At 43.7% G+C, this 18,728-nt stretch carries 13 protein-coding genes; 7 read left to right on the top strand and 6 right to left on the bottom strand.

Annotated features, from left to right (window positions below; all coding sequences use genetic code 11):
• Position 1: 1 nt before the first annotated feature.
• From DSM08_RS18020 to DSM08_RS18005, 4 genes are read right to left on the bottom strand one after another with little or no spacing between them, the layout of a single operon-like run.
• Positions 2-1,342 carry an MFS transporter gene (locus tag DSM08_RS18020; RefSeq protein ID WP_149527435.1) on the bottom strand — a complete coding sequence of 447 codons (1,341 nt, stop codon included), beginning with the start codon at positions 1,340-1,342 and terminating at the stop codon, positions 2-4.
• Positions 1,343-1,368: 26 nt separating this feature from the next.
• The gene (locus tag DSM08_RS18015) at positions 1,369-2,163 is read right to left on the bottom strand and encodes an alpha/beta hydrolase (RefSeq protein ID WP_149527434.1); all 795 of its coding nucleotides are present in this window, start codon (positions 2,161-2,163) and stop codon (positions 1,369-1,371) included.
• Between the two features lie 6 nt (positions 2,164-2,169).
• Complete coding sequence (locus DSM08_RS18010) at positions 2,170-3,288, bottom strand: alcohol dehydrogenase catalytic domain-containing protein (RefSeq protein WP_149527433.1); 1,119 nt, start codon at positions 3,286-3,288, stop codon at positions 2,170-2,172.
• Complete coding sequence (locus tag DSM08_RS18005) at positions 3,285-4,409, bottom strand: alpha/beta hydrolase (protein WP_149527432.1); 1,125 nt, start codon at positions 4,407-4,409, stop codon at positions 3,285-3,287. The genes DSM08_RS18010 and DSM08_RS18005 overlap by 4 nt, the downstream gene beginning before the upstream one ends.
• 121 nt (positions 4,410-4,530) lie before the next feature.
• On the opposite strand from DSM08_RS18005, the gene DSM08_RS18000 reads away from it, so the two are divergent.
• Complete coding sequence (locus DSM08_RS18000; protein ID WP_149527431.1) at positions 4,531-5,376, top strand: AraC family transcriptional regulator; 846 nt, start codon at positions 4,531-4,533, stop codon at positions 5,374-5,376.
• A gap of 6 nt (positions 5,377-5,382) precedes the next feature.
• Here the strand turns inward: DSM08_RS18000 and DSM08_RS17995 are convergent, their stop codons facing one another.
• Together DSM08_RS17995 and DSM08_RS17990 are read right to left on the bottom strand one after the other, a co-directional pair.
• Positions 5,383-6,966 (bottom strand): alpha-amylase family glycosyl hydrolase, encoded by a 1,584-nt coding sequence (locus DSM08_RS17995; RefSeq protein ID WP_149527430.1) that lies wholly within the window; start codon positions 6,964-6,966, stop codon positions 5,383-5,385.
• 20 nt (positions 6,967-6,986) lie between these two features.
• Positions 6,987-7,805: a phytanoyl-CoA dioxygenase family protein gene (locus DSM08_RS17990; protein ID WP_149527429.1), complete on the bottom strand. Its 819-nt coding sequence runs from the start codon at positions 7,803-7,805 to the stop codon at positions 6,987-6,989.
• 428 nt (positions 7,806-8,233) lie between these two features.
• Between DSM08_RS17990 and DSM08_RS17985 the strand changes: the two genes are divergently transcribed.
• From DSM08_RS17985 to DSM08_RS17960, 6 genes are read left to right on the top strand one after another with little or no spacing between them, the layout of a single operon-like run.
• On the top strand, positions 8,234-11,197 hold the full coding sequence (locus tag DSM08_RS17985; RefSeq protein WP_149527428.1) for a SusC/RagA family TonB-linked outer membrane protein: 2,964 nt from the start codon (positions 8,234-8,236) through the stop codon (positions 11,195-11,197).
• A 17-nt stretch (positions 11,198-11,214) separates the two neighbouring features.
• Positions 11,215-12,795: a RagB/SusD family nutrient uptake outer membrane protein gene (locus DSM08_RS17980; protein WP_149527427.1), complete on the top strand. Its 1,581-nt coding sequence runs from the start codon at positions 11,215-11,217 to the stop codon at positions 12,793-12,795.
• A gap of 17 nt (positions 12,796-12,812) precedes the next feature.
• Positions 12,813-13,829, top strand: coding sequence for a SusE domain-containing protein (locus DSM08_RS17975; protein WP_149527426.1), 1,017 nt, complete (start codon positions 12,813-12,815; stop codon positions 13,827-13,829).
• A gap of 13 nt (positions 13,830-13,842) precedes the next feature.
• Complete coding sequence (locus DSM08_RS17970; protein ID WP_149527425.1) at positions 13,843-15,678, top strand: glycoside hydrolase family 13 protein; 1,836 nt, start codon at positions 13,843-13,845, stop codon at positions 15,676-15,678.
• Positions 15,679-15,687: 9 nt separating this feature from the next.
• Positions 15,688-16,338, top strand: coding sequence for a beta-phosphoglucomutase (gene pgmB / locus DSM08_RS17965; protein WP_149527424.1), 651 nt, complete (start codon positions 15,688-15,690; stop codon positions 16,336-16,338).
• Between the two features lie 21 nt (positions 16,339-16,359).
• Positions 16,360-18,669 carry a family 65 glycosyl hydrolase domain-containing protein gene (locus DSM08_RS17960; RefSeq protein WP_149527423.1) on the top strand — a complete coding sequence of 770 codons (2,310 nt, stop codon included), beginning with the start codon at positions 16,360-16,362 and terminating at the stop codon, positions 18,667-18,669.
• Positions 18,670-18,728: the final 59 nt, after the last annotated feature.

The following is an 18,728-nucleotide window of genomic DNA, read 5'->3' as shown; positions in this document are numbered from 1 at the left end:
GTTAGTCTGCTTTGACGGTCATCGTCGAGGCTGCCGCAAGAAGCATAAAAACTCCCGCCATCGTTAAACAATACACCGCCTGATGTTGAAATACATGCTTCACCAATATGGTCCCGAGTACTCCATTGACCAATTGAGGCAAGGTGATAAAGAAATTGAATAAACCCATATACAGGCCCATCTTTTTTGCCGGCACAACGCCCGATAGGATGGAATATGGCGTAGCCAATATACTTGCCCAAGCAATGCCAACCGCAATCATTGGGATATACAATAAGTTGGGGTCTTGTATAAATAGAATCGATATAAGGCCAATTCCTGAGACGCCTAAAGCCAGCATATGCGTTTTCTTTTTCCCGATAGCCTGATAGAGTTTGGGTAGGATAAGGGCGAATATCGTCGCCACCAAATTGTACACCCCGAACAGCACCCCAGTTAAATTTCCGGCATCGGCATACGCTGCGGACGAGGTATCAGACGCAGGCAGATGGTAAATATGTTGTGCTATCGCTGGTGTGGTAAATACCCACATAGAAAACAAGGCAAACCAAGAGAAGAACTGCACTAAGCCCAGTTGCTTCATCGCCGTTGGCATATTCTTAAAGTCTTTAAATATAGAGCCAAAGCTATGTGCATGCTGTTCCTCATCATCAGCATGCTCGTCAAACGAACGCAGTTCTTCCGCAGAGTATTCCTTCGTCGTGACAACTGTCCATAACAAGGAGAGGACCAATACGATGGCTCCGGCATAGAACGACCAGATAACATTGTCGGGCACATGTCCCTGTTCTGCGACTTTCGAGACGCCAAGATATTCGGAAAGTACATAAGGCAGGAATGACCCTATAATTGCACCGGCTCCAATTAAGAAGGTCTGCACCGCATAGCCATAGCCATGTTGTTCCTTGGGCAGGTTGTCAGCAACTAAAGCCCGGAATGGCTCCATCGAAACGTTAAATGCAACATCCATGATCATTAGCATTCCGGCGCCGATAAGTAATGGCGGAATCAGTAAGGTCAGGACGGAAGCATTGGGCATCAGGGCAAGTGCTGCCGCTGCCACCAGCGCTCCGCCTAGAAAAAAGGGCCTGCGTCTTCCCAATCTGGTCCATGTCTTATCTGAGAAATAACCGATAATCGGCTGAATGAGCATCCCTGAAAGCGGGGCAACTAACCAAAAAAGCGATAAATGTTCCACATCGGCACCGAAGGTTTGAAGTATGCGGGAGGCGTTTCCTGTCTGCAGGGCAAAGCCAAATTGTATACCGAAAAACCCAAAGCTCATGTTGAAAATCTGAGCACGGGTAAGCCTAGGCTTTGATCGTTTTGAAGTCTGTTGCATGTGTAGTTTCGTTTATTGATTGGTTTCTAGAAACGTAAATTAAAAAATAATATCGTTTTCATAATATTATTTTTCCAATAGTCCCAGCTGTGCCCACCTTCAAACTCTTCATAATCGTGGGGAATATTGGCTTCTAATAGCTTAGAGTGTAGTTTTCGGTTGTATGCAAGGAGTAGATCATCTTTTCCACAATCGAATCGGAAGTAAGGCAATCGTTCTTGGTTAGCTATTAAACTATCTATCAAGGATAGTTCTGTATCCATTTGGTAACTGCTAAGATCTTCTTCTACGAAATGTGCAAACTCAGCAATTCTGGTAATGGACGAAAGGCCGGCGAACGATGTGAAAACATCCGGATGTCGCGCGCCAATTCTCATGGCGCCATAGCCGCCCATAGAAAGCCCTGCAATAAAGAATTTGGAAGCCTGACTGATCTGATCTGGGGCTAGCTGCCGAGCAACTGCGATGACATCCTCCACAATCCACTTTTCAAAATCCTGCTCCTGATGTTTTACATAGCCGGAACCGTCGCCCCAAAGCCCGTCAGAGGGCATCACAAGAATCAGTGGCTTGATTATGCCCTCTTTTATTGCTTGATCGACCTGCTCATGAACGCCCGAGGATAGCGGCCAGCTCCAGGCACTTCCATAAACACCATGCAACAAAATCACTACCGGGGCATCCATAGGGCAATTTTCTGGTATATAGATGCAAATATCCCCACGTGTCCCCAACTGTGGCGACTTAATGGTTACAAAGTGTAAATTCCGGATACCGTAACTGGGATTCGATTGCTCTATGGATCTGAATGTTTCTTTCATAAATGATTATTTAAATAGAATAACGCCCTTCGCATTTTTGCCCTTCAGCATATCATCAAAGGCTAAAGGCAAATTCTCTAAGCTATAACGTGCGGAAATCATTTCATCCAATAGCAATTCGCCATGCTGATAATGTTGGATGATACGATCGAAGTCCCTATGCGGGTTGCATTTGCCATACAGCGGATTCAGGTATAGTTTGTCCCATTCGAATAGGTTCATATTGAACGGTATTTCCTGCTCGATTCCACTGACTTGTATGGCAGTTCCTGCATTTCTGATCATCGCAAGCGGTGCGGCACCGAGTTCGGGGCGAGCGGTACATTCAAAAGCATAATCTGCGCCCCTGCCACCGCACAATTGCTTCACCTGTTGAGCCATCTGTAATAAGCCTTGATCCTGAGCGTCGGCCAGTAGACAGTGGGTGGCCCCAAATTGCTTCGCCATTTCCAATCGTCTTGGATTGACGTCAATTCCGATGATCATTCCTGCCTTAGCGATTTTGGCAGCTTGGATAACGCTCAAACCTACGCCGCCGGTCCCCAAAACAACGACACAACATCCAGCTTCGACTTTAGCAGCATTGACTACCGAGCCATAACCTGTCATAACCCCACAACCTATAATTGCAGCACATTCATAGGGAAGTGTTGCGGTCTTTATTTTCGTCACGGCTGCGGCTTTGACTAGCGTATATTCCGAAAGTGTTCCTAAGTGGAAGGATCGCGCTATAGATTCGCCCTTCCACAGGCAGCCAGTTGCATGTGCATGTCCTAAATTACTGGCATGCCCTTGCCCGGTGACAGGTGAATTCTGTTCGCAGATATGATAGTTCTCCAACTTACACTGAAAACAGGTCATGCAGGGGATTGCCCAATTTAGCAAAACCGGATCATCGGGTTTCACGTGGCTAACATGGGAACCGACTTGATAAACGATGCCAGCACCTTCATGGCCTAATACTAAGGGTTGGTCCCAATTGAGCGAGTCATAATCCGTATGACAGACCCCCGAAGCCTTGATTTTAACGAGTACCTCATCCGGGGCGGGTTCAGCCACCTGAATGTTGTCAATAAAGTATTGGCCTTTTCCGTCGGTGATCGCTGCTCTGCACGTTATTTTCATTTTTTTGGAAATAGGAATTTATAGGGTATGTGTAATCTTTTTGACCAAGCAATTTCATTGTGCGGGTCGTCCGGGAACTCTTCATACCGCAGATTGATATGTTTGTCCTTCGTTAAAATGTCTCTCACTATTCGGTTGCTGGCGAGGAAATCATAGTCGAGGTCTTTGCCTCCGCAATCCAAGTAGATTTTGCTATGTTGGAACGGAGCTAGATCGTTTCTGATCTGCTCCATGATATTCCCATCGTCGAAATAAAACCCGCTGGATAAGCAAGCGGCTTTGGAGAAGATCTGTGGATATTTGTAGAGGGCATAAAAGGAGATTAAACCACCCATAGAAGAACCAATAATCGCTGTATGCTCTCTGTCGGTCTTTGTTCTGTAGGTTTTGTCGATAAAAGGTTTCAGTTCGGTACTGATAAACCGAAGGTAATTATCACCTTCGGGCGTTCCGTTATATTCAGTCCAACGATCTTTAGTGTTCGCCATGCCGACGATGATGAACTCCTCAATTTCTCCCTTACGCATCAGACTATCGGCTATTTCGTCCATACGCCATTCGCTTCCGCTCAAATTAGTATGATCGAAAAGGTTCTGTCCATCATGGGCATATAGAACCGGGTATCGCTTATTTGAGTCTTTCTCATAGCTCGGAGGAATCCATACGACAATATTGCGGATGTTGCGAAGATAACTGCTCGAGTAATTATGATGATAGCGCACGCTGCCCACGATACTTCGCTGATAGATATCGTTCCAATTGCTTGGGCTGAGGGTGATTGTTGTATCCTTCGTCAAAGTGAATTTGACAGGTTGTGCGCTATGTCCGTTTCCATTGTAGAGCGCTTCCTTATAGTAAGATCCTCGCGTTATCTTAAATTCAATAGGGCTGTTTACAGGTAGACTGTAGGTATCCTCCCATACATTGTTTCCTTTAGGTTTTAGCGCTTTGCTCTTCGGATAAATCCAAAATCCCCAAATGCCTTGATTGCCAATTGGCAGAACAGAATCCTGAGCGGGTGTGGTCGCAGGGGCGATCACACGAATCGTTAATTTGGCGTCCTGCGCAAAAAGCGAAAAAGCGAAGACAGTCAAGAGGGTCAGTGTGACAAATTTCTTCATTGCTGTTTATAATGGTTATACTAAGTTATTAGTTTTCAATAAGTACTCGTCGTACAATTTTAATCGAAATATGGCTTATTTTGGAAATTTCACTTAACTTGATGGATAGAAAGTCCAATATATGCAAAAAGCAAAGCCCGAGATATTACAGAACGGTCTGCAGGAGTCATTCTTGATTCGGACCTTTGGCCACGAGGCATTTTTGGCGCCCTATCACTATCATCCGGAATACGAGCTTACTTATATTATCCGCGGCAAAGGTAAGCGCTATGTCGGCAACCGCCTGGACGATTTCGGCGATGGCGATTTCGTATTGATTGGTCCTAATCAGCCTCATTGCTGGAAATTGGATCAGCCCGATACGAAAGCATCTGCGGTTGTCATCCAGTTTACGCATGATTTCCTGGGTGCTGACTTTTTCGAAAAACCGGAATTTTCCCCAATTAATGCACTGTTGAAAGAGAGCCAGGCGGGGCTCAGCTTTCCCCAACCCAAGGAAATGACCAAATATATCCTTCGCCTTCGTAAGTCGGAAGGGGTAGAAAGGATCCTTCATTTGCTGGAATTACTGAAATTGCTTACCGAACAAAATTATAAAGCTATCGATATCGGAGCGTTGGAAAACAACAGTGATAGTAATACGGATAGCAATCGGATCAATGTGATCATGGCCTATATTGTCGAGAACTTTAAGAACGATATTAGCTTAGACGATGTGGCTAATGTGGCGAATCTGACACCGAATGCCTTCTGTAAATATTTTAAGAAGCTGACGCGAAAGACCTTTGTGGAGATGTTGGTGCAATATCGGATGAACTATGCTGTTCAACAGCTATTGCACACCGACGATCCAATTAGTGCCATCGCTTTAGCATCCGGTTTTAATGATATGTCTTATTTCTACAAAACTTTCCGATCGAAGATGGGAATGAGCCCTCTTGCCTATCGGAAAGAATTTATGGAATAAGAAGGCTCAATTGATAGACCATACCTGCGTACTATAGCCAGCAATACTAATCGCCTGCTGCTTGTTTTTCCACTCGCCTGTATTTTCACCATAGACTAATTTCGGCACCCCCTCTGCTATGGGGATCTCAAGATTTACGGCATCTGCTGAAAGATTGATCAAGACCATTGATTTCTTTGGCCCTTTCGTTCTGTAGAAGCTGACGACGCTTTTGCTATCATTTGGGATGGATTGGTATCCCCCCTGAATGAGTAGGGGTTCTTGTTTTCGAAGCTTAATCAAGGCTTTATAAGTGTTGAGAAGTGAATTAGGATCGCTCGCTTGCTCTTCTACCGAAATGCCATCATTGCTTTTCACCGTGCTGGTTTCCCACCAGGGGCCAGAGTCTCTATACCAATAGGCCATCCCCGGGCTATCTTTATCCTTTGTCCATTCGAAGGCTTCCCGATAGGGTATTTCATTCGCATCGGTAATGCCGCCATATTTACCGAAGAAGCTATCGCCTAGCATTCCGATCTCTTGTCCGTAATAAATGGACGGTACTCCTGCCATCAATAAGTTTAGCGCAGCGCCGACTTTTTCCTTGCCTTTGTCTTGCTTTACCGCGGTAGAGAAGCGCGGGATATCATGGTTTTCGATGAAGATAATTTGGTTATTTCCTTCCGGAGTATCGCGAAAGGTCGTGTCCGCATAAGCCATGATCTTGTCCTTGTCCATCGTGCGTATGGCTTGCTGAATGCGGAAGGCAAAGACCCAGTCTACTTTAGCTTTCGTCAGGTAATCGATTCCATAGGATCCCCAGTCGGCTTGTTCGGCCATAATATGAATCTTAGGGTTGATGCTTTTCAGTGTATCAATCAGCGGAACCCAAAAGTCTTTGAATAGATTCGTCAATCGACCTTTGTTATCTAGGTCGTCCATCATATGATCGAGTCGGAATCCATCAACGCCATCGTCGAAGTTTCCATCTTGATTAGGGTCGAGCCAATAAGCAAAAAGATCTTTGTTGTACTGTATCACATTTTTGTTGAGCAGATTTACGGTAGTAATCTTTCTGCGCTGCCCATCATATCCTCTTAAGTCGTATAGATCGAATACAATAGTGGATGGCTTGCGCTGTTCTTTATCGTCGTAAAGAATATAGTCGGAATAGGGCGAACTTGGATTTCCATAAGAGTCGGTGTACCAGGGATGATCCTCCGTTACGTATTGGGTTTCCATGTCCATGTATAGCTTCATGCCGCGTTTGTGCATTTCTTTCACTAAAGACAGGTATTCCTCCTTAGTTCCGTAGGTCGAGTCGATTTTCTCGAAAGCGCTGGAATAGTAGTTATGGTAATATACCGACTCGTACAACGGGGTCATTAAAATGGATGTAACTCCGAGATCCTGAAGATAATCAAGCTTCTGTTGGATGCCGGGTAAATCGCCATGCTGATCACCATTGCTATCAAAGAAACTCCGCTGGAAGACATGATAGATAATCTCGTCTTTAACCGAGTCCGTATCTGTTTGCTTCTTCTGACAATTCGTGAGCATTCCAGCAGCCCAGCATAGTGTCAAAAGGAGAATGTGCTGTAGTCCTTTCATTTGCTTTTCTCCTTCAGCTTTTACAATAAGAGCGGATTAATTTCAGAGTCTGCTAAGCTTCCTGCTTCCTTACCCATTAGCCATTGCTGTCGGTCATTCTCCTGCCATTTATGCTTCGGCTGGGTTACTTTAGCGCCATCCGCATAGTAGATGATCGTCATGACGGCGCGCATCTTGTCCGAGGAGTTGCCCGGTGCATTGTGAATCGTATAGCCATAGTGGAATGTGGCGTCACCCGCATTCATGTAGTCGGGATGAACGACAGGGAAGTTGTTTTCTTTGACGTATTCGGAGAATGTTTTTTCCGATTCATCCGAAATAATAACATCCGATACGTTGTTTTGCTTGTGAGAACCTGTGGCAAAGGTCAGCATACCCATCTCTGGATTGGGAATATCGACTAGTGGCATCCACATGGTGATCGTATTGTTGGTGTCCAATGGCCAATAGTTTTGATCTTGATGCCATGGCGTCGGGCCGCCGCCAGCTTCTTTGAATAAGGCCTGATCATGGTAGAGCCTCACATTTTCAACACCCAATAGGTCAGCGGCGATCTTCGCGAAACGCTTCGCCATCACAAACTTCTTCACTTCCTCATCGACGCGCCAAAGGTTCATGATCTGTAAAAAGGCTTTGCCATAGGTGTCCCGGTCTTCCAGCTTTCTTTTTTCTTCATTATGCTTGTCGGCCGCTTGACTGATTACCTCACGGAAGTGCTCCGCAGTTTCTCTATCTAGTATATCGCGAATGAGAATATGTCCGTTATCTTGGAACTCGGCAGTCTCTGCTGCGGATACAGGTTTTACCTGATCAAGAATTTGATTCGTTTTTGTGCTCATGATTTATAAAGTTGGTTTATACTCAAAGTTACGGACGAAGCAGAGCAGGCTCTCGGGGGGATTTAATCTGTTATATGGTTTATTTTATCCTGATTGCCTTCCGTGACATCAATTTTGATAAAATAGACTGTATTGTTTCGCGGTATTATTTGGGGAGCTTTTTTCTGTAAATAGTAGATTTTAAGAAGAAAATGCTGTTTTGATTCGGGAACGTTCTCGAATATTCCCGGATGTTTTTATGGTTTTTGAGTCGATTAGTGTTTTGTAAATACAATAAAATCAATAGGTTACAAGAATAAAATGCATATTTTTGTATAAAAATAAAAAAATCAGAAAACTCTTTTTTTTATAAACTTTCTACAATAATTTAGTAGTCAACCAAAAGGGAGACAATGTACGTCTGCCGATTATAAACAAAAAATAAAATTATGGTTAGGGATTTTTACAATTGGCACTTCCGGCTAATAGTTATCTTCATCTTCAGTTTTCAATTTGTTTCGGCTCAACAGAATTTACAGCTTTCGGGGAAAGTGGTAGATGATGCGGGTAAGGAGCTTGCTGGAGCGACGGTAAGTATTAAAGGAACAAACATGCAGGTTTCAACGGATGAGTCCGGGAACTATGTATTGCAAGGAATAAATGCGGGGGCTATGATCGTACAGGCGTCCTATGTTGGCCACGCCAGCTCGGAACAAAGCATAAACCTGACGGCTTCGCAAAGTTTAAACTTCACTTTATCTTCTAATGCCGCTGAAATCGGTGAGGTTGTGGTGATTGGTTATGGCGCGGTCGAGCGTAAGCATGTGACCGGTGCGGTTTCCAATGTGCAATCGAAGGACTTTCAAAAGGGCGCAATCACTTCTCCGGATCAATTGATTCAAGGTAAGGTGTCGGGTGTTTCTATTACCTCCAATGGGGGAGCGCCGGGTGCAGGAAGTACGATCCGTGTGCGCGGTGGTGCTTCATTATCCGCAAGTAACAACCCGTTAATCGTTGTTGATGGAAACCCACTAAGTGGTGAGAATGTATCAGGAGCTGCAAACCCACTTTCGCTTATCAATCCGAATGATATCGAATCGATGACCATCTTAAAAGATGCGAATGCGACAGCTATCTACGGTTCTAGAGCATCTAACGGTGTCATCTTGATTACAACTAAAAAGGGCAAGATGGGCAGACCGAAGCTGAATCTCTCAACAGTGAACTCTCTATCGACTATCGCAAATCAAGTGGATGTCCTAACGGCTGATCAGGTGCGTTCTTATGTGAATGAATATGGAACTGCAACGCAGAAAGGCTTAGTAGGATCGGCAAATACAGATTGGCAAGACTTGATTTATCACAATGCGTTTACCACAGATAACAACATCTCGCTGTCGGGCGGTGTAAAAAATATGCCTTATCGTGTTTCCATCGGATATTTGGAGCAAGCAGGGATCTTAAAGACGGATATGCTAAGAAGAGGAACCGCAGGGGTAAATATCTCTCCTCGTTTCTTTGACAATCACTTGAAATTGGATATCAACTTTAAAGGTACATTGACGAATCAAGAGTTTGCAAATACAGGAGCGATTGGTTCTGCCATTGTATTCGACCCTACTCAAAATGTATATGATCCGAACAGTCCGTATGGTGGGTTCTTCGAATGGCAAGAGGGCGCAGTTCCGAATTCCTTGTCCCCAAGAAACCCGGTGTCCTTGTTAGAGAACTATGGTAATAGAGCGGCTGCGGGTAGAAGTATCGGTAATGCGCAATTGGATTATTCTTTCCACTTCCTTCCGGAGTTACACGCGAATATTAATGTCGGTTATGATATCGCTTCAGGTAAAGGTGCCACCAGCATTCCTGATTTTGCAGCATCAAACTTTGCAAACAAAGGCTTCTTTCAACGCTATAGAGGCAGACAGAACAATACCTTTATCGAGGGATATCTGAACTACGTTAAAGACATTGAAAGTATCAATAGCAATATCAACGTAACAGCAGGATATGGCTATTACGATAATAAAGAGACAAACTACAACTTCAATTCTTATAACGCGCATGGCGATATAATCACTACGCCAGTGCATGTGGACAATGTTCCACAGAATAGATTGCTTTCTTACTATGGAAGATTGATCTACTCTTTTGCTGACCGATATATCCTATCCGGTACCATTCGTGCGGATGGGTCTTCCAAATTTAATCCGGACGGACGTTGGGGTATTTTTCCTTCAGCAGCATTTACATGGCGGATTAAAGGAGAGAACTTCCTAAAGGATAACCACAGTGTATCTGACTTAAAGCTTCGTTTAAGCTATGGCGAGACTGGAAATAAAGATGGTATTACGAACTATGGTTATATCCCGGTTTACTACTACAGTACGAATGAGGCGCAATATCAAATCGGCGACCAATTCTACCATGTGTATTCGCCAATTGCATATGATAAAACTCTCCGTTGGGAATCTACAGCGACAACTAACATCGGTTTAGACTATGGATTCTGGGGAGGACGCATCTATGGTGCAATCGATGCTTATCATAAGAAAACAAAGGATTTGTTGGCAACGACGGAAATCTCTGTAGGAACGAACTACAGTAACCAATTATTGACTAACGTTGGTAACATGGAGAATCGCGGTATTGAGGGTAGCATCAATATTCAGGCTGTGAAGTCAGAAAACTTCAATTGGGACTTAGGTTTCAATATGACGGTTAATGAAAGCAAGGTGACTAATCTAACCTTGAATGATAACCCAGGATATCAGTTGGCAGCAGGTTGGATTACCGGTGGTACAGGTAATGTGATCCAATACCATACAGTAGGTTTGGCACCATTCCAATACTATGTTTACAAGCAAGTTTATGATCAGCAAGGGAATCCGTTAGAAGGCGTATATGAAGATCTGAATGGCGACGGCGCTGTTACTCCTGCCGACCGGTATTATTATCAAAAACCGGCACCAGATTACTTTATGGGTTTCACAACATCCATCAACTACAAACGCTTAACGTTGAATACGGTATTGAGAGCAAGCTTCGGAAACTATGTTTATGATAATATTTCTTCCAACTTCGGCGTGGCTCGTAATATTTTAAATCCTTCGGGCTTCATCAATAACGCAACAACGGATATATACAACACGAATTTTAATAATAACCAATACTCAAGCGATTACTACATCAACAATGCATCCTTCCTACGTATGGACAATCTAGGTTTAGTTTACAACGTCGGAAACTTAGATAAAGAAGGAACGGTGACAATGATGATCAATGCGAATGTTCAGAATGTATTCACAGTCTCTAAGTACAAAGGCATTGATCCGGAATTGTTCAATGGTATTGACTATACGCTATATCCAAGACCAAGAGTTTATTCATTAGGATTGAACTTCGGGTTTTAACATTAAATAAGAAATTCATGAAAAGATTAATAAAAAATACGATTTGGGGCAGCATGCTGATCTTGTCTGTTTCTTCATGTAGTGAAGACTTATTGAACTTAAGCCCAAAGAATGATATTACTGCAGATCAGGTTTATGGATCTGAGCAAGGTTATAAAGAAGCTTTCCTAAAAGTGTATGGCAGTCTGTCGATGACTTCTGGTGGTGGCGAAGGAGCAAGTGATCTAGCAGGTATTGATGCCGGCCAATCTGATTTCTTGCGTCTGTATTGGAATATTCAGCAATTAACATCAGATGAAACCTTATGTGGCTGGAATGACCCTGGCGTTCCTGACATGGTTTATGGTACTCCCGACGCAGATAATATCATGGTCAAAGGACTATACACCCGCTGTATCTACACCATCACCGTGGCAAACGAGTTCCTTCGTGAAAGCACGCCAGACAAGCTGTCTGCCAGAGGAATAACTAATACTGCGGAGATTGACGCTTATCGTGCAGAGGCGAGATTCGTCAGAGCTTACCAATATTGGGTGTTGCTAGATTTATTCGGTAATCCTCCTTTTGTAACCGAGGAAAATCTGATAGGTAAAGTCTCTCCTAACCAGATCAAACGTCCCGACCTGTTCAATTATGTGGAGAAGGAATTGTTGGAGATCGAACCGTTGATGAAAGCACCAAAGCAGAACGAATACGGGCGTGCAGATCAGGGGGCGGTTTGGACCTTGTTAACAAGATTATACTTGAATGCGCAGGTGTACACAGGAACTGCTAAATACACCGAAGCAATTACTTATGCGAATAAGATTATCAACGGAGGATATGCTTTAACGAGCAATTATGCGAACTTATTCTTAGAAGATAACTATGTGACGAGCAAAGATGAAATCATCTTTACCATCAATTATGATGGCGTAAAAACCAGAAACTATGGTGGTACGACCTTCTTGATCAACTCACTGATCAATGGTGAGATGGGACCTGCTTCATATGGAGTTCCTACTGGTGGCTGGGGGGGTAATCGCGCTACGAAAGCACTTCCTACCGCTTTCCCGGATTATAGCGGCAACACCGATAAACGAGCGATGTTCTTTGGCGACAAGCTAGAGAATGATGAGCTAGGTGAGTTTAAAGATGGCCTTCGCGTAACGAAGTTTAAAAATGTGAAATCAAACGGTACGCCTGGTGCTTCGCAAGGAGGAACATTCAGCTCCTTAGACTTCCCGCTATTCCGATTGGCAGATGTGTATTTGATGTATGCGGAGGCGGTACTACGTGGCGGATCCGGAGGTTCTACTTCACAAGCATTAGGATACTTCAACCAAGTGAGAGCTAGAGCTTATGGTAATGCCAGTGGCAACGCATCGGCAATTACGCTGGATGATATCTTAAATGAGCGCGCGAGAGAGCTATACTTTGAAGGATATCGCAGAACAGACTTAATTCGTTTTGGGAAATTCACAGGTGGCAATTACATATGGCCATGGAAAGGTGGAGTTAAAGACGGAAGATCTATCGCTGATTTCAGAGCGCTCCTTCCGTTACCATCATCTGATGTTATTGCCAATACCAACTTAACGCAAAACCAAGGCTATTAACATTAATACTAGAAATTATGAACCTTATTAATAGACTTCTGATATTATTCTGCCTGAGTAGCCTGATGTTCATTTCATGCGAAAAGGATGAAGTAAAAACAATAGCAAAAGACGGGCAATCAGGTAACCTGACGAGCTCAGCAACATCTGTTGCATTATCGAAAGCAACCTTGAACGACAAGGTGATTGAGTTTAACCATACGCTTTCTGATTTCGGCTATAATGCTGGAATTACTTATTCTCTTCAATTTGGATTGAAAGGAACCAACTTTACGCCAGCAAGAGAGGTCGTACTAGAAAACGGAGTGACTACGAAATCTTATACCGGGCTTGAGCTAAATAATCTTGTGTCGGCTATGAACCTATCATTTGATGAAAACTCAGATGTAGAAGTTCGTCTGAAGTCGGCAATATCAAATAGCGTTGCAGTTTACAGTAATGTGGTCAATATCAATACTAAACCTATTCCATTGACTTCATGGATCTATCTACCGGGAGCTTATCAGGGATGGAACCCTGCAACGGCCGATAGTTTGATCTCACCTACAGGCAACGGTATTTATACCGGTATCCTACGCTTCCCGGCCAAAGATTCGGAGTTCAAAATTACGCCTGCGAAGAACTGGAATGTGAACTACGGAGATGGTGGCAACGGAACTATTAGCCCAACAGGAGGCAACTTTAAGTCTATTGCCGAGGGCACCGTGTTGATCACTATGGATATGAACAGCAATACCTGGACGATGGAGACGGCAGCGACATGGGGCATGATCGGGGATGCGGTTCCAAATTCGAACTGGTCGGTTGATGCAGACATGAAATTCGTAAATGATGGCGCTGGAAACTGGGTACTTCAGACTGTTCTTAATCCAGGTAAATTCAAGTTCCGTAGAAACCACGATTGGGGAACCAACCTAGGTGGCAGTGGAGGTACATTGACATTGGGCGGCGCCGATATCGCGATTACGGAAACTGGAAACTACACCGTGACCATGAACCCGACTGCTTTAACTTATACAATCGTAAAAAACTAAACAACAAACAAATATGAGGATCGTTATTGCCATTATCTTTATTTTCATACATCTAGCCTCCTTTGCGCAGGTATATCGTATTGAACCATTGAACTGGTGGGTTGGAATGAATAATCCCAATGTTCAATTATTGATCTATGGCAATAACATCTCTAAAAAAACAGTCCGTATCGACTACCCCGGTGTTGAGCTAATCAAACAACAGCAGGTAGAAAACCCGAACTATCTATTCTTGGACCTCAAGATACATCCAGATGCAAAAGCTGGAAAGGTTTCTTTGGTATTCCAAGAAAAAGGAAAGAAAGATTATGTGAAAGCATATGAGCTAAAAGCGCGAGATGCCGCTAAGCGCGCCCTCCAAGGCGTTGATGCATCAGACTTTGTCTATCTCATTATGCCGGATCGCTTTGCCAATGGCGACCCTTCCAATGATCGTATTAAAGGGATGGCCGACCAATCCCTAAATAGGGATAGCATGTACCATCGTCATGGCGGCGATTTACAAGGAATCATCAATAATCTCGATTATCTGGAAGAGCTTGGCGTCACAGCTTTATGGCTAAATCCAGTATTGACCAATGATCAGCCGTTGACCTCCTACCATGGTTATGCAAATACTGAAAGCTATTATGTTGATCCTCGGTTTGGTGGTAATGAGGCATACCGTAAGTTGATTGAGGAATGCCACAAGCGAGGCATCAAAATGATTCAGGACCTAGTGCATAATCATTTCGGAACGGAGCATTTTACGGTAAAGGATATGCCGATGAAAGACTGGGTACATCAATGGGACAGCTTTACCAAAACTAATTACCGCGAGCAAGTGCATATGGATCCTTATGCGGCGAAGGCGGATAAGGACATCATGTTGAATGGTTGGTTTGATAGGCATATGCCGGATATGAATCAGCATAATCCATATGTTAAAAATTATATCACTCAAAGTCATATTTGGTGGATCGAGGAGATGGGCATCGATGGGTTCCGCTTAGATACCTACGCATACAACGATTTAGGCTTTATGGCAGAATGGGGAAAAGCAATCGATGCGGAATATCCTAAGATGACCTATTTCGGTGAAACATGGGTACATGGAATTCCGAATCAGGCTTACTTTACCAAAGCCGACAAGATCAGCCAGGGTATTGATACCAAGTTGCAGGGGGTGACGGATTTCCAAGCCTATTGGGCAATCAATGAAGCCCTGAATGGGAAGTTCGGATGGATGGACGGCGTAGTCCGTCTTTACAATACATTTGCCAGCGACTTTATGTACGAAGACCCTTATCGTAATGTCGTATTCTTAGACAACCATGATTTAAGCCGTTTCTTATCTGTCGTAGGTGAGGATTTCAATAAGTATAAATCAGGTATTGCGTGGTTATTGACGACGCGCGGCATCCCGCAACTGTATTATGGAACAGAGATTCTGATGAAAAACTTTGCCAGTCCTGACGGTCTTGTACGTGAAGACTTTCCAGGCGGATGGAAGAACGATAAAGCCAATAAGTTTACTGCTGCCGGACGTACTGAAAAAGAGAATGAAGCATTTAACTATGTTAAAACACTAGCGAATTATCGCAAGAACAATCCGGTTCTTCAAGACGGGAAGATGCTGCAATTTATACCCGAAGACGGTATCTATGTTTATTTCCGCTACAATGATGATAAACGCGTAATGGTGATCATGAATAGCAAGCAGGAAAGTGTAAAGCTTCAAACCAAGCGCTATCAAGAGGGCATAGGTCAATATACGCAAGCAACCAATGTCGTGACTGGGGCCAATATTGAAAACTTAGAAGAGTTGGATATCCCAGCGGTTAGCACACAGGTATTCGAGTTAAAATAATAGTTTAAGATGGGATTGCAAGCATGTTTATTTGATCTGGACGGTGTGTTGGTCGACACCGCTAAATACCATTACCTCGCCTGGAAGCAATTAGCAAACTCGTTAGGGTTTGACTTTAAGGAGCTTCAAAATGAAGAGCTTAAGGGCATCAGCCGCGTGGAGAGTTTGAAGAAAATACTCGCATGGGGCGGTCTGGATTTCCCTCAAGAACGACAGGATGAACTTGCCAGTTTAAAGAACAGCTGGTATGTGGAAATGATCTCCGAAATGAAGGCGGATGAAGTACTGCCCGGCTCATTTGAGCTGTTGGAAGAGCTTCGGACGAATCAGATTAGGATCGCATTAGGCTCCGCAAGCAAAAACGCACAGCTAATCTTGGATAACACAGGGCTAACGCCTTATTTTGATGCCATCGTAGATGGCAATGTGGTCAGTAAATCGAAACCCGACCCTGAAGTTTTCTTGAAGGGAGCCGAGATGTTGCATATTTCACCGAGCGGCTGTGTGGTCTTCGAAGATGCAAGTGCAGGTGTCGAAGCAGCATTGCGCGCGACCATGAAAGCCATTGGAATAGGCTCGCCCAAGGAGCTCAGCAAGGCGCACCTTGTTGTTGAAGATTTGACAAAAATACAATTGAAGGCTATTCAAAATCTGTTTTAGCACATACATAATTATCTATTTATGAAAAACTACATCCAAGCCGATCCCTGGAATATTATTGAAGAGGGCTTTGATCCTCACCTAAATAAAATATCCGAAAGTTTATTTAGTATCGGTAATGGTAAAATGGGGCAAAGAGCAAACTTCGAGGAAGCATATTCCGGTGAAAGTCTGCAAGGCTCTTATGTGGCGGGAATCTATTTCCCAGATAAAACCAGAGTGGGCTGGTGGAAAAACGGATATCCGCCAACATTCGATAAAGTTATCAATTCGACGAATTGGATAGGCATCGATATTTACATCAACAACGTATTATTGGATTTAGCCCAATGCCAAGTAACCCAGTTTAAACGGGTGTTGAATATGCAGGAGGGTTATCTGCAGCGCACTTTTAGAGCAACGATAAATGAGGGACAAGAGATTGAGGTGAATAGTATCCGCTTCTGCAGTATTGCTGATGATGAAATCGGTGCGATACAATACAGCTTAACGGCATTAAATTTTGATGCTGCGATTAAAGTCGTGTCGAAGTTGGATGGTGATATCGTCAATGAGGATAGTAATTACGACTTTAAGTTTTGGGAACCCGTAGCGGATCAGCAATCCGAAAATGGGGTATTCTTACAGACCAAGACTTTGAAGACGGGGTTCGAATTATGTGTTGGCGCGAAGACGCAGATATATGCTGATGGGCACTTAGTGAAACTAAATCAACAGGGCGTATTACAACAGAATAAATGGATAGCAGAAGAGTTTCACTTGGATATTACTTCGGGCAATACGATTAACATCGTTAAGCTCGCCTGTGTGCAATCATCGCTCAATCATCCTGCGGAAGCTTTAATGGCAACCTGTGAGGAAAAACTTGCAATCGCGAATACCGTGGGATTTGAGAAATTGAAAGAAACGCAGAAGGTAGCTTGGGCGAACAAATGGTTGCAAAGCGACATTCAGATCGAAGGCGATGTGAAAGCGCAACAAGCAATTCGTTTCAATATCTTCCAACTGTTCCAAACCTATACCGGTACGGACTCCAGACTAAACATTGGTCCTAAAGGTTTTACGGGCGAGAAATATGCGGGTGCTACCTATTGGGATACCGAAGCCTATTGCATCCCGTTCTACTTGTCCACGGCACCACAGGAAGTTGGCCGCAACTTATTGGTCTATCGGTATAACCATTTAGAAAAGGCGATTGAGAACGCCGAGATGTTGGGCTTCAAAAATGGCGCAGCCCTATATCCTATGGTTACCATGGATGGAACGGAAAGTCATAACGAATGGGAAATTACATTCGAAGAGATTCATAGAAATGGTGCAATCGCTTATGCGATTTACAATTACATCAACTATACGCAAGATTGGGACTACCTTGCACAATATGGCTTAGAGGTTTTGGTTGCCATTGCGCGCTTTTGGGCACAACGCGTAAACTGGAGCGAGGAACGCGAGAAATACGTTATGCTTGGCGTGACGGGTCCTAATGAATATGAAAACAACGTCAACAACAACTGGTATACCAACTACTTAGCTGTATGGTGCTTGAACTATACGCGTGAAGCGCTGGATTACGTAAAACAAAAGGACGTTGCGCGCTTCGAAGCGATCTTGGATAAGATAAGTTTCGATCTAGAAGAATTTGAACTATGGCAAGAGATTGCGGATAACATGTACTATCCTTATCATGAGAAGCTAAAAATCTATCTTCAGCAGGACGGCTACTTGGATAAAGAGCAATGGTTGGTGAAAGATCTTCCGGCTTCTGAGCGACCTTTAAATCAGAAGTGGAGCTGGGACCGAATTCTCCGTTCTTGTTTTATCAAGCAGGCGGATGTTTTGCAGGGCATGTACTTCTTCGAGGACCAGTTTGACTTAGAAGATATACGTCGGAATTTTGATTTCTATGAACCTCGTACGGTACATGAAAGCTCGCTGTCGCCCTGCATACACAGTATTTTAGCTGCTAAGCTCAATGACGAGGCAAGGGCATACGAATTCTATTTACGAACCGCAAGACTAGATTTAGACGATTATAACAATGACACCGAAGACGGGTTGCACATCACATCCATGGCAGGAACTTGGATGAGCATTGTACAGGGCTTCGCTGGAATGCGTATCAAGAATAATCAATTGTATTTTCAGCCCTTCCTTCCTGAACAGTGGGAATCCTTTACTTTTAACATTGGGTTTAGAGGTAAAATTTTATCCATCCGTATCAGCAAAGGAGAAATGGAAATCGAAAACACGTCCAGCGAGGTGCTAGACGTGCAAGTAGGAGATGCGAATTATTCCATTCCGGGAAATTCTTCGCAGATTATTAATATCTAAGGATTTATATTGAAAATCAGTTATAGTGTTGATGAAGCTGTCCGAAAGGACAGCTTCTT

The sequence above is a fragment of the Sphingobacterium hotanense genome, assembly GCF_008274825.1.
GTDB classification, from domain to species: domain Bacteria; phylum Bacteroidota; class Bacteroidia; order Sphingobacteriales; family Sphingobacteriaceae; genus Sphingobacterium; species Sphingobacterium hotanense.
The sequence above is the reverse complement of the archived record's forward strand: the minus strand, read 5'-3'. Positions and strand labels throughout refer to the sequence as shown.